Genomic DNA, 12,696 nt, shown 5'->3' with positions numbered 1-12,696 from the left:
TCGCCGCTCGAGTACCCCGAAGGGCCTTTCCGCTCGACTTGCATGTGTTAAGCACGCCGCCAGCGTTCGTCCTGAGCCAGGATCAAACTCTCCAACAAAATCTGTTGAACAATCGTCCCGGCAACATGAATGTTGCCAAAGGAATCTCCCACCCATCGCCTAAACGATGAGCCGGGGTATTGCCATAATTGGCACTGGCTTATCAAGCACCCTGTTGAGTTCTCAAAGAACAACCGCACACCTTCGAACCGCTCCGCTTTCGCGTTTCGGCCCCCCGGGGCACTCGCTCTACTTTACTAGGCCCTCTCGGCGTTGTCAACCGGTTTCTCCCGGTTGGCTCCGATCTGCCCTAGTAAGTCCACCGGACCAAGCGCACAGCTATGCTGCGATCTCGGTTCAGAGGATTTGGCAGGACGGCCGGTGTGCGAATCTCTCAGTGCTGAGTGACTCGGTTTACCTCGCCCGTTTCCCTGCCGGCTCGCAAAACATTACCCGCTGGTCTTCCGGGGCTCCAAATCGGGGGTCACCCTCAGCAGTTTCCGCAGGCCAGACACGGTTCAGGGGTGCCGCACCTCGACCATGCCGTCGCGAACGCGCACCGGGAGGACGGGTTGGTCGTTGCCGGCGGGTCCGTGCATGACCGCTCCGTCGGTGAGGCGGAAGGCGCTGCCGTGCCACGGGCACACCACGCATCCGTCGGCGACCTCGCCCTCGCTCAGCGGGCCGCCCTCGTGGGAGCAGCGCTCGATCATCGCGGTGACCCGGTCGCCCTGGCGGAAGAAGAGCACGGCGGTGTCACCCACCCGGCGGGCGGCCGGCTTGCCGTCGGGGAACGAGGCGAGCGATCCCGCGACCGTCCAGTCGTCGGGAAGCCGGGTCACCTCGGGAGCGGCGTGGCTGATTCCGGCGCCCTGGGCGTACGAGAGATGTCCGCCCAGGAAGGCGCCCGCTCCCGCGACCGACAGTCCCGCGTAAGCCAGGGCCTTCCCCCGGGTGACGCGCCCGGCGAGCCGGGCCACCAGGGACGTCGCGTAGAGGCCGGCGGCGATCGTGTTGGCGGCGGCGTGGACGAGGCCGACCCGGCGCCGGTCCCTGGTCATCTCGGACCAGTCGACGAGGCCGGCGATCACGGCGGGGGCGACTCCGGCGAGACCGGCCCCGATGAGCGCGGTGGCCGCCCGGCCGGTGGAGCGGGAGCGGCCGAGGTCGAGGACCGCCGCGGAGAGGAAAGCGCCGACCGGGACCTGGACCAGCACCGGGTGCAGGGGATGCCCGATCCAGGTGCCGTGCAGGAGGTCGCGCAGCGTGCGTGGCCGGACCGTGGCCGTGACCGCCGCCTGGAGTCTGTCGCTGGCGCCGTCGAGGGCGTCCGCCTGTTCGAGCCGGGTGAGAACCTGCCGCAACATGCCTTGGCGGTTCCCACCCGGTTGCGGTCGAAACGTCAGGCGAGTGCTTTCAGTGCGTCGGCGATGCCGCGGTGGAAGGTGGGGTACGCCCAGATCTGGCTGTGCAGGGTGGTGATCGGCACCTCGGCGTGGACGGCGACGGCGAGCGCGCCGATCATCTCGCCGCCGGCCGGGCCCGCGGTGGTGGCGCCGACCAGCACACCGCGCTGCTGGTCGGCGACGACCTTGATGAAGCCCTCGTTGCCGGGGCCGTGCACGAAGCCGCGGGAGGTGGCGGAGAGCGGGACGTGGCCCACCCGTACGTCGGTGAGTGTGTCGCGGGCCTGCTGTTCGGTGAGGCCGACCGCGCCGATCTCGGGGTCGAGGAAGGTGACCCGGGGCCGGGCGCGGTAGTCGGCGCCGGGACCGCCCTGGCCGAGGATGTCGCGGACCGCGATGTCGGCCTCGTACATGGCCATGTGGGTGAAGTTGCCGTTGCCGGTGACGTCGCCGACGGCCCAGACCCGGTCGGCGGCGCGCATCCGGTCGTCGGTGGTGAGGAAGCGGGCGCCCGGGTCGAGGCCGATGGTCTCCAGGCCGAGGCCGTCGAGGCGGGCGGCGCGGCCGGTGGCGACGAGCAGCCGGTCGCCGGTGACGGTGCTCCCGTCGGTGAGGGTCACGGTGAAGGCGCCGTCGTGGGTCACGTGGGTGGCGCGGACGCCGGTCTTCACGGTGACCCCGTCGGCGGTCAGGACCCGGGTGGCGACCTCGGAGGATTCGGGTTCCTCCATGGCGAGGATCCGGCCGGAGCCCTCGATGATCGTGACCGCGACGCCGAAGCGCGCGAACACCTGGGCGAACTCGCAGCCGATCGCGCCGCCGCCGAGGATGAGCAGGGAGCCGGGCAGGATGGCGGCTTCGACGGCGTCCCGGTTGGTCCAGTACGGAGTGCCGGCGAGACCGTCGATCGGCGGGATGACGGCCACGGTTCCGGTGGCGAGGACCAGGCCGCGCGCTGCCGCGTACTCCTGCTCTCCGATCCGGACGCGGCCGGGACCGGTGATCGTGGCCCGGCCACGCACGAAGGTCCCGCCCTTGCCGGTGAGGCGGTCGACGGCGGCCTTGTCGTTCCAGTCGGCGGTGGCGTCGTCGCGGACGCGTCCGGCGACCGGTGTCCAGTCGGGTTGCACGATGGCGGCACCGGCCAGGCCGGGGATGCGCCGGGCCTCGGCGAGGGCGCTCCCGGCGCGGACCATCATCTTGGTGGGGATGCATCCCCAGTACGGGCATTCGCCCCCGACCAGGTTGTGTTCCACCCCGACCACGTCGAGTCCGGCCGAGGCGAGCCGTCCGGCCGCCTCCTCGCCGCCCACTCCGAGCCCGATGACCACCACGTCCACGTTGCGCACGTCACCCATGGGCTCCAGCTAACCACCGGAAGCGGTGGGAGTCGCGGGTCCCGCCGGAGAGACGTTTGACGGACGCAACCGCCGGCGGGCCCCGCTCCCGTCCGGCGGACCGGACGGTGAATCAGTCCCGCAGCCAGACCGCCTCGTCCCGGTGCGATTCCAACGGTCCGGGGTAGTCGAGGCCGCGGCGTGCCGGTTCGGGGAGACGCCACGGCTGGTGCACGGCGGCGCCGTCGATTCCCTTCAATTCCGGTACGTAGCGACGAACGTACACGCCTTCGGGGTCGAACCGGAGCGCCTGGCGGATCGGGTTGAACCTGCGGTAGGGGCGGGTGTCGTTGCCGGTCCCCGCGGTCCACTGCCAGTTGCCCGAGTTGTTCGGCAGGTCGCCGTCGAGCAGCCATCGGAAGAACCAGGCCACACCGGGCCGCCAGTCGATGCCGAGGTGCTTGGTGAGGAACGCCGCGGTGATCAGGCGGGCCCGGTTGTGCATCCAGCCCTCGTCGCGCAGCTGCCGCATCCCGGCGTCGACGATCGGGACGCCGGTGAGCCCGTCCTGCCAGTGCTCCAGCGCGCCGGTGTCGTAGCGCCAGTCCCGGTCGGCGGCCGGGCGCAGCGCCTCGGTCGACAGTCGCGGGTGGACGCGGGCGACCTGGTAGTAGAAATCCCGCCAGCAGAGCTGCCGGACGAAGGCGTCGGCGTTTCGCGAGCGCGCCGTCTCGGCCAGGCTGAGCGGGGAGAGACAACCCCAGCGGAGGTACGGGCTGAGCCTGCTCGTGACATCGCCGGGGAGGTCGTCGTGCGCGTCGTCGTACCCCTCGATGTCGTGGCTCAGCCATGCGGTGAGCCGGCGCCGGGCCGCGGTCTCGCCACCCGCGCAGGCGTGGGGTGATTCTCCGGCCGGACGGGCGGGCAGGTCTCCGGGTGTGACGCCGTCCGGCAGGGTGAGCCGGTCCGGTGCCGCCACCTCGGGTCGCCATCGTGTCGCTGACCAGGCGCGATAGTAGGGCGTGAAGACCTTGTAGCAGTCTCCGCCGCCGCCCGGCCGGAGTGTTCCGGGGTCGACGACGGTGAGTCCGGCGTGGAGTTCGAGGGCGATGCGGTGGCGGTCGCATTCGTGTGCGAGGCGGCGTTCCCGCCGGCGGGCGTAGCCGCTCACGTCGGCGGCCAGGGTGATCGTCGTGGCTCCGGTGTCGCGGGCCGTCCGGATCGTCTCGGCCACCGGGTCGCCCTCGCGCACGACCAGGTCGCCGCCTCGCTTCCGGAGCCGGTCACGCAGGTCGGCGAGGCTCTGGTGGAGGAAGCGGGTGCGGTTCGGGGAGAGGCCGGCGAGCGCGGGGTCGAGGACGTAGAGGGGGACGACCCGGTCGGCCGCGGCGCAGGCGGCGGCGAGGGCCGGGTTGTCGTGCAGGCGCAGGTCCCGGGTGAGCAGGACGACGGCGGTGGACATCAGGCTGCCGGCTGGACGGGGGTGCCGGGGCGGGTGAGCAGGCTGCGGACCGCGACGGCGGCCCGGCGGTGGTGGGGGACGGTGGCCCGGCGGCCGAAGACGTCGTAGTCGATCGCCTCGATCTCGTCGAGGATGCCGCCGTAGAGCTGGAAGGCGGTGCGCATGCAGGCCTGGGACGTCGGTTCGAGCAGCGGGATGCCGGGGGCGGCCTGGGCGTAGTGCTCGCGGGCCCGGGCCACCTCCGCTTTGATCAGTGCTTTGACCGCCGGGGTGGCCACGCCGTCGCGCAGGGTCCGGCGGGTGACGCCGAACTCGTCGAGGTGCTCCTCGGGCAGGTAGACGCGGCCGCGTTCGAGGTCTTCGGCGACGTCCCGGATGAAGTTGGTGAGCTGGAACGCGAAGCCGAGCTGCCGGGCCGGTTCGCGGGCGGCGACCGGGTCGGAGGAGCCGAGGATCGGCAGCATCATGGTGCCGATGACCGCGGCGGAGCCCTCCATGTAGCCGAGCAGGTCGTCATAGGTCCGGTACGACGTGACCGTTATGTCCATCGTCATGCTGCGCAGGAATTTCTCGAAGTCCTCGAGGTCCAGGTCGAAGACCGCAATGGTGTGCAGCACCGCCGGGAGCAGCTCGTCGTCGGTGGGCTCACCGCGGAGACCGGCGAGGAACCGGTTCGACCACGCGGCCAGCAGGGCGGCCCGCTCGGCAGAGGGCCGGGACTCGGTCCGGTCGACGATTTCGTCCGCATATCGGGTGAATCCATAGAGGGCGTGCACATGTCGGCGCTTCCACGCCGGTAGCAACCGGGTCGCCAGGTAGTACGTCCGTCCGTGCTCGCGGTGCAGTTCACGACAGCGCTCGTAGGCGGCTGCCAAGTCGGTTTCCATTCCGGGTCCTCCGGCCAAATCGACGCACGAATCGACGCAACTTCAATAGTTAGGGTACGGTACTGAGCGTGGCCAATCACACCCTCGAGGGAAAACGCGTCGAAGCGATCCCTCGCCAGCCGGTCTCGCACCGAGCGCTGATCGGCGCCGTCGAGGGCACGCTGGCCGACTTCCTCGCCGTCCAGATCGCCGCTCTCGATACCGTCGACCCCGCCCTGGGCGGATTCGCCCGCACCGCCCGCGACCTGGTCATGGCCGGTGGCAAGCGGATCCGGCCGACGTTCGCGTACTGGGGCTGGCGCGGCGTCGTCGGCACCGCCGAACCGGTCGAGGCCGTCTTACCCGCTCTCGGCGCTCTCGAACTCATGCACACCTTCGCCCTGGTGCACGACGACGTGATGGACCGCTCGGCGACCCGCCGGGGCCGGCCCACGGCGCACCGGCTCTTCGCCACCCAGCACGGCGACCAGTTCGGCGACTCGGCCGCCATCCTGGTCGGCGACCTCTGCCTGGTCTGGGCCGATCAACTGCTGGCCCGCACGGTGGCGCCCCCGGCGGTCCTGGTCGAGGTCCGGACCCACTACGACCGGATGCGGATCGAGGCCATCGCCGGGCAGTACCTCGACGTCCTCGGCGAGGCCGACCCGGCCTCCTGGTCGGTGGAGCGGGCGCTGCTCGTGGCCCGGCACAAGACGGCCAGCTACACGGTGCAGTGGCCGCTCGCGTACGGGCTGGCCCTCGCCTGCCCGGGGCGCACCGATCTGGACGAGGCCTACCAGATCTACGGACTCGCCGTCGGTGAGGCCTTCCAGCTCCGCGACGACCTCCTCGGGGTGTACGGGGACCCCGCGGTGACCGGGAAACCGGCCGGCGACGACCTACGTACGGGGAAGCCGACGACCCTGCTCCTGATGGCCCGGCAGATGGCCACCGAGGCACAGCTCGACGAACTGGCGGCGGCCGGTGTCGCCCGGCAGGCCGAGATCATCGCGGCGACCGGTGCGCCGGCCCGGGTCGAGGAGATGATCCGGGAACGGGTCCGGGAGGGTGTGGCGGCGATCACCGATGCGCCGGTGCGGGCCGATGCGCGTACCGCTCTGATCGAACTGGCGGCGGCCGCGAGCCATCGCCCGGCATGATGTTCTCCTTCCCCCTCTGGTTTTCGTTGGGAGTCATGACGTGCGAACCGTGACCGGACCCACCGACCGCGTCGTCGTGGTCGGCGCCGGACTCGGCGGGCTGGCCTGCGCGCTGCACCTGGCCGCGGCCGGGCGCCAGGTCACCGTCGTCGAGCGGGAGCCGGTCCCGGGCGGGCGGGCCGGGCGGCTGGCCGTGGAGGGGTACGAGTTCGACACCGGCCCCACCGTGCTGACCATGCCCGACCTGATCGCCGAACCGCTGGCCGCCGTCGGTGAGAAACTGAGCGACTGGCTGGAGCTGACCCCGCTCGACCCGGCGTACCGGGCGTACTACCCGGACGGCTCCACGCTCGACGTGCGTACCGACACCACCCGGATGGCGGCCGAGATCGCCCGGGTCTGCGGCGCCCGCGAGGCCGACGGCTACCTGCGGTTCGTCGACTTCACCCGGCGGCTCTGGCATCTCGAACGCGACCACTTCATCGGCCGGAACCTGGACACCCCGGCCGACCTGCTCAACCTCAACCTGCTGAGGCTGCTCGGCATGGGCGCGTTCCGGCGGTTGCAGCCGAAGATCGGGGAGTACTTCCGCGATCCCCGTACCCAGCGGATCTTCTCGTTCCAGGCGATGTACGCCGGCCTCGCCCCGCACGACGCGCTGGCCATCTACGCCGTCATCGCGTACCTGGACTCGGTCGCCGGGGTCTACTTCCCCAAAGGCGGCATGCACGCCGTGCCGAAGGCGCTCGCCGGCGCCGCCGAGAAACACGGGGTGACGTTCCGCTACGACACCACGGTCGAGCGGGTGGCCACCGCGCACGGCCGGGCCACCGGCGTGATCACGGCCGACGGCGAACACATACCGGCCGACGTGGTGGTGCTCAATCCGGACCTTCCGGTCGCCTACCGCGACCTGCTGCCGCCGCGGCGCAGCCTGCTGCCGCCGCGGCGCAGCCTGCGGCGGCTGCGCTTCTCACCCTCGTGCGTGGTCCTGCACATCGGTTCCCGCCAGGCCTATTCCAAGATCGCCCACCACAACATCCATTTCGGTACGGCGTGGAAGGGCACCTTCGACGAGGTGATCCGCAAGGGCCTGCTGATGAGCGACCCGTCCCTGCTGGTCACCAACCCGACGCACACCGACGCGTCCGCGGCGCCCGACGGCCGGCAGACCTACTACGTGCTCGCGCCCACCCCCAACCTCGAAGTCGGGCCGATCGACTGGCGCGGCGGCATGGACCGGCGCTACGCCGACGAGCTGATGCGCGTCCTGGAACGGCGCGGCTACGTCGGCTTCCGGGACGGCGCCGAGATCCAGCGGATCATCACGCCCGCGGACTGGGCCGACGCCGGCATGGCCGCCGGCACCCCGTTCGCGGCCGCGCACACGTTCGGCCAGACCGGCCCGTTCCGCCCGTCCAACCTGCACCCGAGCCTGCCCAACGTGGTGTTCACCGGCTCCGGGACACAGCCGGGCGTCGGCGTACCGATGGTGCTGATCTCCGGCAAACTGGCCGCCGCCCGGATCACGGAGGTCTCCTGATGCTGTCCCGCGAAGCCGACCTGGTGGAACTCGTCGACGAGCACGGCACGGTCACCGGCTCGGCCACCGTCCTCGACGCGCACGAGTCACCCGGCCTCCTGCACCGGGCGTTCTCGGTGTTCCTGCGCGACCCGTCCGGACGGGTGCTGCTGCAACAGCGGGCCGCCGCCAAGACCCGGTTCCCGCTGCGGTGGGGCAACACCTGCTGCGGGCATCCCCGGCCGGGCGAGGAGCCCACCATCGCCGCCGGTAAACGTTTGGCCGAGGAACTCGGTGTCGAGCCGGTGCCGTTCACCGAGGTCGGCGTCTACGTGTACTTCGCCGAGGACCCGGTCACCGGGCGCGTCGAGCGGGAGTACGACCACGTGCTGCTCGGTGACGTACCCGCCGGACTGGAGTTCCGGCCCGATCCGGCCGAGGTCGCACGGCTGCGCTGGATCACCGTCGAGGATCTGCTCCGGGACGTCCGGGTGGCTCCGGAGTCGTACGCGCCCTGGCTCGGCGGGGTGACCGAACGTCTGGCGTCGCACCTGCTCGCCGCACCGGAGGGGCCGGGTGGGCGATGAGGGCCTGAGCGCCGGGGCGGCCGCGCGCCGGCTCGGCGTCGCGGTGACCACGCTGCGCACCTGGCATCAGCGGTACGGGCTCGGGCCCAGCGTCCACCAGCCCGGTCATCACCGGCGGTACACCGCCGAGGACATGGTTCGGTTGCAGGTCATGCAGCGGTTGACCGCACAGGGTGTGGCGCCCGCCGAGGCGGCCGCCTGGGCGTGCCGCTCGCCGTCCGCCGACGCCCCTCCCGCATCACCTTCCCCCTCGGAGCCGGCCGGAGGCGGGCAGACCATCGCGCTCGGCAAACGGGCCGACCCCACCGCCCGTGGACTGGCCCGGGCGGCCATGCGGCTGGACGCGCCGGCGATGCGCCACCTCCTGGAATCGACGATCGCCGACCGCGGAGTCGTCGCCGCCTGGAATCACGTGATGCTGCCGGTGCTGATCGGCATCGGCGAACGCTACGAGGCCACCGAACGATTCGTCGAAGTCGAACACCTGCTCTCCCGCTCGATCACCGAGGCCCTCAGCACCGTGCCGCGGCCGTCACCCGAACTCGTCCCACGGGTGCTGCTCGCCGCGGCCGACGAGGAACAGCACACCCTTCCCCTGGAGGCGCTGGCCGCCGCGCTGGCCGAGAACGGGGTGCCGAGCCGTCTCCTGGGGGCGCGGGTCCCGCCGCGGGCGCTGCTGGACGCGGTGGACCGTACCGGCCCCACGGTCGTGGTCCTCTGGTCCCAGGTGCCCGCCACCGGAGACGTCGTCCAACTGGACCGCCTTCTGGCCGTACCCCGCCCACCGCTCCTGATCGGGGCCGCCGGACCCGGCTGGCCGGACACCTCACTGCCCCCCTCGGTGACCCGGCTGACCGGCCTCACCGGCGCCGTGCGCACCCTCAGGGACGCCTGCGCCTGACGTTTCCCCAGCTCAGAGCGGCGCGAACAAGAAAGGGGGGTACCGATTTGAAGATCAGTACGGGCATCGCATATGCTTTGCATGCCTCAAGCGGGGGGCGCGGTTGGGGCCAAAACCACCAAACGTTGCCAGTCGCGCAGCCAGCGCGATGTGCAATGATGGCGGAGTTGCCCTCATCGTCTAGTGGCCTAGGACGCCGCCCTTTCAAGGCGGTAGCACGGGTTCGAATCCCGTTGGGGGTACTGGTAAGTTAGCAGCGCGAGTTGCTGACAAGCCAAACGGCAAGACAGTTACATAGCAAGGTCCTGTGGAGCAGTTGGAGTGCTCGCCGCCCTGTCAAGGCGGAGGTCGCGGGTTCAAGTCCCGTCAGGACCGCAAGGCAAGTTCACGGCCAGGTAGCTCAGTTGGTACGAGCGTCCGACTGAAAATCGGAAGGTCGGCGGTTCGACCCCGCCCCTGGCCACCAACACCGAAACTCAGCACGCAAGCCCTCACCTGCGATTACGCGGTTGAGGGCTTCGTCATTTCCGGATCCAGTGCCAGGCGAAGTTGACCTTCGCTCACCGCAGATCACCCATGATCGCCATCCCGAGTGGCACGCTCGGTGCACGACAATCCGCCTCTGCCATCGCAGCTGGCCGACCCGCTCTCGATCAGTGACAGCCGACACATCACGGTGCCCACCCCCTTTCGGTGGCAAGCCGTGAAGCGGCCCGATCGCCGGAAGCCGCTACGGCGCCCAGCCGCAAATGCGATCGTCACGGCCCGGCACCGCACCTACCCTGACGGTCGAGTCAGGGACGCGGAGGTTTCACCATGGCCATACCTCGGAAGGGCAGTCGCCTGATCGCCGTCGACGGCACGGTCTACCGCTGGGCGGTCAGGCCCAAGCCGACCTATTGCCAGGGGCTCAACTGGGGGCCGCTGACGTTCGCCGTCGAGAACGCCGACGCCCCGGGGCAGGTTCTCTCGATAGAGGCCCGGTCCCCGCAACTGGACAACTGGCTCAACCTGCCCGGCACGCCCGTGACACCTCGGACGGTCGAGCACAGCATCCGGACGGCCCTCGCTGCGGGTTGGAAGCCGAACCGCAGTGATGGCGTCTTCAAGCTCACGCTGGACGTCCGGTGCGCTGCTGTACGAGTACCTCGGCCTCGAAGTCATCGGGGCCTTGGCCGGAACGACGATGCTGACTCGTGATCGTGACACGGCTACAGATGACCAGGCCGGTGCGGGTGGCATCCGAGATCGCCACGGCCAGGTAGGCGATACCGAGCGGGTTCCGGATGGCGACCTCGGTCAGCGCAGCGGGGTCTTCGGCGACACGGATCCCCCTGTAGTCACGGTGAAGCTGGATGAACTGGACGTCCTCGAACAGCAGGTCGATGTGGGCAATCGAGTCGAGTCCAGATCGGCTGGTGAGCAGAAGTCGGGAGTGACCGATGCCGTAACGCCAGACCCGGAAGGAGGCCGGGTTGGTCCAGGGAAGAGTGCTGGGAATCGGGACTGACATGTCGGAGGGCACAGGTCCGATCATCCACGGCCAGTGCCTATCACGTCGGCTGCCCGGGTAGCTCAGTTTTGCGCGGTCGGTTTCCCACGACGGCGCCCGGCCGCGAGAGCGCTGGACTGCTGGGCCGACATGCCGGGCATCCCCCGTGACACCTCGGACCAGTCGCGCAGAACGTCCGGACGGCTCTCGCAGCGGGCTGGCAAGCGGATCGAAGGGACGGCCGCCTTCCGGTTCGCGCTGGAGTGCGGATACCTTCGATAAGCGCTCGGGCGGAGGGCGGAACAGGTCGAACGGCCCCTGTAGGCGTGGTTGCACCAGCCGATAGGAGGGACAACTATCGCGCTTGGCGGTGACCAAGGAGGCGGCATCATGGTGCAGGCGACTTCGCCGGACAGGGGTTCCGGGCAGAACGGCTACCGGGTCGGGAGGAGCCATGATGCGCCGGCGCCCACGGCCTCGTCGTATCCGGCTGACGGCGGCAGGCTGCCGCCGATCGTGTGGTCCCGCGTCGACCGCGGCAGGATTCTGCGGGAGGATCTGCTCGGCCTCGGGAAGTCCGTGGTGGTGGCGGTCGTCGGGATAGCGGCGTTCATCGCCACCGGGATGGGCATCGCGCTTCTGGTGACGACCGTCCTCAAGGCTTTCGGGATCGACCCCGGGTCGTACTACTGATGCTCTGGAATGGGAAACGGCCCGGCCGCTGAACGCGGCCGGGCCGTCCCGGTGGAGCGAGGGTGATCAGCCGAGGCGGCCGATGATGGCCGCGCGCGTCACCGAGAGGTTGCCGATGTAGTCCTGGAAGGACTTGTACTCGCAGGACGCCTTGCCGCTCTTGAGCACCAGGCAGAGGTCGACGCCGGAGCCGCCGGTCAGCTTGTCCTTGGCCTTGGAGCTGCCGGTGGCCTTGAGCTGGTTGTCGATGTTCTCGCCGGCGAGGAGGTCGTCGCCGGAGCCACCGTTGATGGTGTCGTTGCCGGACTGGCCGAGCACGCCGTCGTCACCGGAGCCGGCGTCGACGATGTCGTTGCCGGAGCCCGCGTTGATCTCGTCGTCGCCGGCCTCGCCGTAGATCTTGTCGTTGCCGGAGTCGCCCCAGACCTGGTCGCCGAATTCGGTCGCGGTGCCGGTGCCGGCGCCCGCGTAGATCTTGTCGGCGCCCGCGCCACCGTGCAGACGGTCCCGGCCCGCGGCACCGTTGATCAGGTCGGCGCCGGACCCGCCGTACACCTGGTCGTCGCCGTCCTGGCCGTAGATCTTGTCGTTGCCGGTGCCGCCGGAGACGTTGTCCGGGCCGGCGCCGCCGTAGACGACGTCGTTGCCGGAGTTGCCGTAGATGATCTCGCCGCCGGCGCCGCCGTAGATGGTGTCGTTACCGGTGCCGCCGACCAGGTTGTCGTTGGACGAGCCGCCCCAGATCTTGTCGTTTCCGGCACCGCCGTTGGCCGACAGGTTGATCGAGGTCTTGTTCTTGACCCAGTCGTTCTTGTCGCCGAGGTCGACGGAGAGGGGGCCGATCTTCGCGGCGGTGCAGGTGACCTTGGTCTTGTCACCGGCGACCGCGGCACACCCGGCGCCGGCCTTGATGGCGACCAGGTCGTCGAGGGTGACGGTCTGGCCGGAGGCGGTGATGGTGAGCCCGTTGGCCTTGCCCGACCCGGCCACGAAGCTGACGGCGCCGTACGCGTCGACCTTCGCCGAACCGACCGTGGCGGCCTGGGCCGGGGCGGCGAGCAGCGCGGTGGACCCGACGGCCGCGGCGGTCGCGCCGATCATGGCGAGGAGCTTGCGGTTGGGCAGGTACATGTAGGAACCCCCGTGATGAATCCGGCCGGCCGACCAGCCAGTGATGCCGATGATCATAGAACGGTACCGTTTCGACGTCATGCCCATATTCAGTGACTCA

Annotated in this window: 11 protein-coding genes, 3 tRNA genes and 1 rRNA gene; 8 read left to right on the top strand and 7 right to left on the bottom strand. The window is 70.3% G+C overall.

The window, feature by feature from the left end:
- The 5 genes from J5X75_RS42250 to J5X75_RS42230 form a co-directional block, all read right to left on the bottom strand.
- Window positions 1-98, bottom strand: a 16S ribosomal RNA gene (locus J5X75_RS42250); the annotation flags it as partial.
- Window positions 99-557: 459 nt separating this feature from the next.
- A complete protein-coding gene (locus J5X75_RS42245; protein WP_208473362.1) occupies window positions 558-1,406 on the bottom strand; it encodes a Rieske (2Fe-2S) protein in 849 nt (282 codons plus the stop codon).
- A 35-nt stretch (window positions 1,407-1,441) separates the two neighbouring features.
- The gene (locus tag J5X75_RS42240) at window positions 1,442-2,803 is read right to left on the bottom strand and encodes a dihydrolipoyl dehydrogenase family protein (RefSeq protein ID WP_208473361.1); all 1,362 of its coding nucleotides are present in this window, start codon (window positions 2,801-2,803) and stop codon (window positions 1,442-1,444) included.
- 112 nt (window positions 2,804-2,915) lie between these two features.
- Window positions 2,916-4,244 carry a cryptochrome/photolyase family protein gene (locus tag J5X75_RS42235; RefSeq protein ID WP_208473360.1) on the bottom strand — a complete coding sequence of 443 codons (1,329 nt, stop codon included), beginning with the start codon at window positions 4,242-4,244 and terminating at the stop codon, window positions 2,916-2,918.
- The gene (locus J5X75_RS42230) at window positions 4,244-5,131 is read right to left on the bottom strand and encodes a phytoene/squalene synthase family protein (RefSeq protein ID WP_208473359.1); all 888 of its coding nucleotides are present in this window, start codon (window positions 5,129-5,131) and stop codon (window positions 4,244-4,246) included. The genes J5X75_RS42235 and J5X75_RS42230 overlap by 1 nt, the downstream gene beginning before the upstream one ends.
- A gap of 68 nt (window positions 5,132-5,199) precedes the next feature.
- Between J5X75_RS42230 and J5X75_RS42225 the strand changes: the two genes are divergently transcribed.
- From J5X75_RS42225 to J5X75_RS42195, 7 genes are all read left to right on the top strand, one after another.
- Window positions 5,200-6,270 carry a polyprenyl synthetase family protein gene (locus J5X75_RS42225; protein WP_208473358.1) on the top strand — a complete coding sequence of 357 codons (1,071 nt, stop codon included), beginning with the start codon at window positions 5,200-5,202 and terminating at the stop codon, window positions 6,268-6,270.
- Between the two features lie 40 nt (window positions 6,271-6,310).
- Window positions 6,311-7,813, top strand: coding sequence for a phytoene desaturase family protein (crtI, locus tag J5X75_RS42220; protein WP_208473357.1), 1,503 nt, complete (start codon window positions 6,311-6,313; stop codon window positions 7,811-7,813).
- A complete protein-coding gene (gene idi / locus J5X75_RS42215) occupies window positions 7,813-8,379 on the top strand; it encodes an isopentenyl-diphosphate Delta-isomerase (protein ID WP_208473356.1) in 567 nt (188 codons plus the stop codon). Before crtI ends, idi begins: the two co-directional genes overlap by 1 nt.
- Entirely contained in the window at window positions 8,369-9,280 is a 912-nt protein-coding gene (locus tag J5X75_RS42210) for a MerR family transcriptional regulator (protein ID WP_208473355.1), read from the top strand. Before idi ends, J5X75_RS42210 begins: the two co-directional genes overlap by 11 nt.
- Before the next feature lie 169 nt (window positions 9,281-9,449).
- Window positions 9,450-9,522: transfer RNA gene (locus J5X75_RS42205), tRNA-Glu, on the top strand.
- A gap of 59 nt (window positions 9,523-9,581) precedes the next feature.
- Window positions 9,582-9,655: transfer RNA gene (locus J5X75_RS42200), tRNA-Asp, on the top strand.
- A gap of 14 nt (window positions 9,656-9,669) precedes the next feature.
- Window positions 9,670-9,746: transfer RNA gene (locus J5X75_RS42195), tRNA-Phe, on the top strand.
- A gap of 645 nt (window positions 9,747-10,391) precedes the next feature.
- Here the strand turns inward: J5X75_RS42195 and J5X75_RS42190 are convergent.
- Window positions 10,392-10,805, bottom strand: a complete 414-nt coding sequence (locus J5X75_RS42190) for a hypothetical protein (protein WP_208473354.1) — start codon at window positions 10,803-10,805, stop codon at window positions 10,392-10,394.
- Window positions 10,806-11,162: 357 nt separating this feature from the next.
- On the opposite strand from J5X75_RS42190, the gene J5X75_RS42185 reads away from it, so the two are divergent.
- Window positions 11,163-11,465, top strand: a complete 303-nt coding sequence (locus J5X75_RS42185; RefSeq protein WP_208473353.1) for a hypothetical protein — start codon at window positions 11,163-11,165, stop codon at window positions 11,463-11,465.
- Window positions 11,466-11,531: 66 nt separating this feature from the next.
- Here the strand turns inward: J5X75_RS42185 and J5X75_RS42180 are convergent, their stop codons facing one another.
- Window positions 11,532-12,596 (bottom strand): calcium-binding protein, encoded by a 1,065-nt coding sequence (locus J5X75_RS42180; RefSeq protein ID WP_208473352.1) that lies wholly within the window; start codon window positions 12,594-12,596, stop codon window positions 11,532-11,534.
- Window positions 12,597-12,696: the final 100 nt, after the last annotated feature.

Origin of the sequence: Actinoplanes flavus (assembly GCF_017592555.1) — a bacterium.
Taxonomy (GTDB): domain Bacteria; phylum Actinomycetota; class Actinomycetes; order Mycobacteriales; family Micromonosporaceae; genus Actinoplanes; species Actinoplanes flavus.
The sequence above is the reverse complement of the archived record's forward strand: the minus strand, read 5'-3'. Positions and strand labels throughout refer to the sequence as shown.

Excerpts from the sequence above, each read along its gene's own strand:
- J5X75_RS42245 (WP_208473362.1), bottom strand. The coding sequence starts at position 1,406 with ATGTTGCGGCAGGTTCTCACCCGGCTCGAACAGGCGGACGCCCTCGAC.
- J5X75_RS42240 (WP_208473361.1), bottom strand. The coding sequence starts at position 2,803 with ATGGGTGACGTGCGCAACGTGGACGTGGTGGTCATCGGGCTCGGAGTG.
- J5X75_RS42235 (WP_208473360.1), bottom strand. The coding sequence starts at position 4,244 with ATGTCCACCGCCGTCGTCCTGCTCACCCGGGACCTGCGCCTGCACGAC.
- J5X75_RS42230 (WP_208473359.1), bottom strand. The coding sequence starts at position 5,131 with ATGGAAACCGACTTGGCAGCCGCCTACGAGCGCTGTCGTGAACTGCAC.
- idi (WP_208473356.1), top strand. The coding sequence starts at position 7,813 with ATGCTGTCCCGCGAAGCCGACCTGGTGGAACTCGTCGACGAGCACGGC.
- J5X75_RS42185 (WP_208473353.1), top strand. The coding sequence starts at position 11,163 with ATGGTGCAGGCGACTTCGCCGGACAGGGGTTCCGGGCAGAACGGCTAC.
- J5X75_RS42180 (WP_208473352.1), bottom strand. The coding sequence starts at position 12,596 with ATGTACCTGCCCAACCGCAAGCTCCTCGCCATGATCGGCGCGACCGCC.